We start from the raw sequence: 3822 nt of genomic DNA on the forward strand, positions 1-3822 counted from the left end.
CGCCGCCGTTATCAGCTTTGCCCGGACCCATGGCGCACTCCTGCAGGCCTTGCAGCCCGAGCAGGACATGGGGCATGCCCACATCCTTGAATACCTTGTTGTTGACACCGTACGGACGGCTGTCGTCCTTGTAAAAGGTACGCAGGTAGGTATACAGCCAATCTGGCTGGCGCGCCCTCGCGACCAGGGTCAGGTCAGGCGGGGTAACCCCGAACCAGACCTTGGCCAGCGCATCGTCCATGGCGTTGTCCATCAGCGAACCAATGCGCACATCGGGATCAAAGATCAGGTTTTCCGCGAACAGGTCCTCGGGAATGTCGAGGTCGGCGGCCACACGGTTGTAGCGGGAAAACTTCATCGAGTGACAGGCCATGCAGTAGTTCATGTACAGCTTGGCCCCGTTTTGCAAGGAGGGCTTGTCCGCCGGATCAACGCTGATCTCATCACAGGGGATAGTGCCGCAGTTGAACTCCCCCCCCGCGCCCACCGCTTTCAGCGGCAGGATAGTGAGCGCCAGAATCAGGGCCAGGCCACCCACACTGCCCCAGAATCCAATACCGCCGTCCATGGTGACGCGCTCCGGTACGGGCTTGGTCTTGTCCAGCGTCGACCAGACAGGCATCAGCAGGAAGAAGGCAAAGTAGAATACCGAGCAGATCTGGGCCAGGAAGGTCCGTTCCGGTGTGGGCGCCCTGACGCCGAGGACCCCGAGGATCAGGAAGGACGCCACAAACAGTACCAGCATGATCTTGTTGAGGTTACCGCGATAGCGCCAGGACTTGACCGGGTTGCGATCCAGCCACGGCAACAGGAACGGAATCGCTACTGAGGCGGCAAAGGCCACGAAGCCCCAGAACTTGTCCGGCACCGCACGCAGCACGGAGTAGAAGGGAGTGAAGTACCACACCGGCGCGATATGATCCGGGGTTTTCAGCGGGTTCGCCTCTTCGAAATTGGCGTACTCGAGGAAGAAGCCGCCCATTTCCGGCATGAAGAACATGACGGCGCAGAAAATGAACAGGAACACGCCTATCGCCTGCAGGTCGTGCACCGTGTAGTAGGGGTGGAAGGCCACGCCGTCCAGCGGGATGCCATCAGGGCCCTTCTTCTTTTTGATCTCCACGCCATCGGGATTGTTCGAGCCCACCTCGTGCAGGGCGAGCAGGTGCAATACCACCAGCGCCAGCAGGACAATGGGCAGGGCGACAACGTGCAGGGCAAAGAAGCGGTTCAGGGTAACGCCGGAAATGAGGTAGTCGCCGCGAATCCAGGTGACCAGACCCTCGCCGACCACCGGAATGGCGCCGAACAGGGAGATGATCACCTGGGCTCCCCAATAGGACATTTGGCCCCAGGGCAGTACATAGCCCACGAAGGCCTCTGCCATCAGAACCACGAAGATCAGCATGCCAAAAATCCAGATCAGCTCACGCGGTTTCTTGTAGGAGCCGTAAATCAGGGCGCGGAACATGTGCAGGTAGACGACCACGAAGAAGGCGGAGGCGCCGGTGGAGTGCATGTAGCGCAGCATCCAGCCGAAGTCGACGTCGCGCATGATGTACTCGACGGAGGCAAAGGCCTCTTCCGCGCTGGGCGTGTAGTTCATGGTCAGCCAGATGCCGGTGAGCAGCTGGTTGACCAGCACCAGCAGGGAGAGCACCCCGAAGTAGTACCAGAGGTTGAAGTTCTTGGGCGCGTAGTACTGACCCATGTGGGTGTTCCACGCGCGCATGATCGGCAGGCGCTCGTCCACCCAGTCCCGCAATCCAACAAGCATATTGATCATCAGGCTGCCTCCGCGTCCATGCCAATTACCATGACGGTGTCGCTCTCGTAAAAGTAGGGCGGAATCACCAGGTTGGTCGATGCCGGGGCACTGTTATAGACGCGTCCGGAGAGATCGAACTTGGAGCCGTGACAGGGACAGAAAAACCCGCCCAGCCACTCGCCTCCACCCAGGTCCGCGGCGCCGACCTCGGGGCGAAACTTGGGGGCACAACCGAGGTGGGTACACAGGCCTTCGGCGACAAAGATTTCGCGGCGGACGGCCCGCTCGGGGCCTTCAATGTAATCGGGCTGGATGGAGATAGCGGAGTCCGGATCCTTCAGCTCGGAGGTCAGTTTGTCCAGGTCGGCGAGCTGGGCTTCGGTACGGTACACCACGTAGACTGGCTTGCCGCGCCACTCGACCACCACCATCTGCCCGGGCTCGAGCTTGCTGATGTCCGCCTTTACCGGGGCGCCTGCGGCCTTGGCCTTGGCCGACGGATTCCAGGACCCGACGAAGGGAACGGCAATACCCACCGCGCCAGCGACGCCCACTACACTCGTCGCGGCCGTCAGGAAACGTCTCCTGCCGGTATTCACGCCATCGCTACTCATGCTTTTTTCTCCTGATTACCGGCCGGGCGCAAGAGCCGCCAGACCGTAGGGACCACTTCGCAAAAAATGCTGCAAATAGTAATGACTTTGCCCGTTCGTGACAAGGCAAAGCCCCGTCTACACAACCGCCGGAAGGCGCAAGCCCCTGTTTTCCATCACAAAAAAACGCCCGGCCTGTATTCCAAACCGGACGTTTTCGAGACGCGACAGTCGGCCCGCAAGGCCAACCGAACAAATCAGCGCTTGGAGTACTGGGGACGCTTGCGCGCCTTGCGCAGACCCACTTTCTTCCGCTCGACTTCCCGGGCATCGCGAGTCACATAGCCGGCACGACGCAGGGTGCCGCGAAGCGACTCATCGTAGTCCATCAGCGCACGGGTAATACCGTGGCGAATGGCACCGGCCTGACCGAAGCTGCCGCCGCCTTCCACCGTGACATTGATGTCGAACTTGTCGGCCAGTTCGACCAGCTCCAGGGGCTGGCGCACGATCATCCGCGCCACTTCGCGACCAAAGTACTGGTCGAGGGGACGCTTGTTGACCGTGATGCTGCCACCACCGTTCTGGATGAACACGCGAGCCGTGGAAGTCTTGCGACGGCCGGTACCGTAATATTGGGTTGCTGACATAGAGAGTTTCCGTTAGATGTTCAGTGCTTGCGGCTGCTGCGCAGTATGCGGATGCTCGGCGCCCGCATACACCTTCAACTTCTTGAACATGGCACGACCCAGCGGGTTGCGGGGCAACATGCCCTTGACCGCGGTCTGGATGACCCGCTCCGGCGCCTTGTCGATCAACTTCTCGAAGGAAATTGACTTGATCCCACCGATGAAGCCGGTGTGGTGGTAGTACATCTTGTCCGTTGCCTTGGCACCGGTGACCCGCACTTTCTCGGCATTGATGACCACGATGTAGTCACCGGTATCGACATGCGGTGTGTACTCCGCCTTGTGCTTGCCGCGCAGGCGGTGAGCAATTTCGCTGGCCAGACGCCCGAGGGTCTTGTCGGAAGCGTCTACCACGAACCAGTCGTGGCTCACTTCTTCGGCTTTGGCACTAAAAGTTTTCATGAATAAACGCCTCTTGGAGGGCTCCAATTTCGAGAGCGCGAATACTACTGCTTCGCACCCGGCTTTTCAAGCTCAAAAATAACGATTGCCGGCGCCCCGCCACCAGGGCGCCTTCAAGCTGTACCACAGGATCTTAACCTCAGGGGCGATGTTCCCTGGCCAGGTATTCGTGGGACTGCATTTCCTGCAAGCGGGACACAGTGCGCTGAAACTCGAACTGCAGGCGGTGGCCATCATACAGGCCGGACAGGGGCCTGTCAGCAGCCATGACAAGTTTTACGTTGCGGTCGTAAAACTCATCCACCAGGTTGATGAAGCGGCGCGCCGCGTCGTCATTGCCGGCGCCGAGCGCCGGCACCCCGGACAGCAC

The 3822-nt window shown here is 60.2% G+C and carries 5 protein-coding genes; all 5 read right to left on the bottom strand.

Features of this window, described 5'->3' with window-relative positions; genetic code table 11:
• On the bottom strand, positions 1-1786 hold a 1786-nt coding region (locus RJQ10_RS11690), incomplete at its 3' end, for a ubiquinol-cytochrome c reductase (RefSeq protein ID WP_350146763.1).
• Positions 1786-2382 (bottom strand): ubiquinol-cytochrome c reductase iron-sulfur subunit, encoded by a 597-nt coding sequence (petA, locus tag RJQ10_RS11695; protein WP_350146765.1) that lies wholly within the window; start codon positions 2380-2382, stop codon positions 1786-1788. The genes RJQ10_RS11690 and petA, both read right to left, overlap by 1 nt.
• Positions 2383-2618: 236 nt before the next feature.
• Positions 2619-3011 carry a 30S ribosomal protein S9 gene (gene rpsI / locus RJQ10_RS11700; RefSeq protein ID WP_350146767.1) on the bottom strand — a complete coding sequence of 131 codons (393 nt, stop codon included), beginning with the start codon at positions 3009-3011 and terminating at the stop codon, positions 2619-2621.
• A 12-nt stretch (positions 3012-3023) separates the two neighbouring features.
• Positions 3024-3452 (bottom strand): 50S ribosomal protein L13, encoded by a 429-nt coding sequence (gene rplM / locus RJQ10_RS11705; protein WP_350146768.1) that lies wholly within the window; start codon positions 3450-3452, stop codon positions 3024-3026.
• Between the two features lie 139 nt (positions 3453-3591).
• Positions 3592-3822, bottom strand: a 231-nt coding sequence (gene zapE / locus RJQ10_RS11710) for an AFG1/ZapE family ATPase (RefSeq protein ID WP_350146770.1), incomplete at its 5' end; no start/stop codon positions are given.

The sequence above is a fragment of the Haliea sp. genome, assembly GCF_040222615.1.
GTDB lineage: Bacteria > Pseudomonadota > Gammaproteobacteria > Pseudomonadales > Halieaceae > Haliea.

Coding starts and splice junctions, on each gene's coding strand:
- rplM (WP_350146768.1), bottom strand. CDS start 3,452: ATGAAAACTTTTAGTGCCAAAGCCGAAGAAGTGAGCCACGACTGGTTC.
- rpsI (WP_350146767.1), bottom strand. CDS start 3,011: ATGTCAGCAACCCAATATTACGGTACCGGCCGTCGCAAGACTTCCACG.
- petA (WP_350146765.1), bottom strand. CDS start 2,382: ATGAGTAGCGATGGCGTGAATACCGGCAGGAGACGTTTCCTGACGGCC.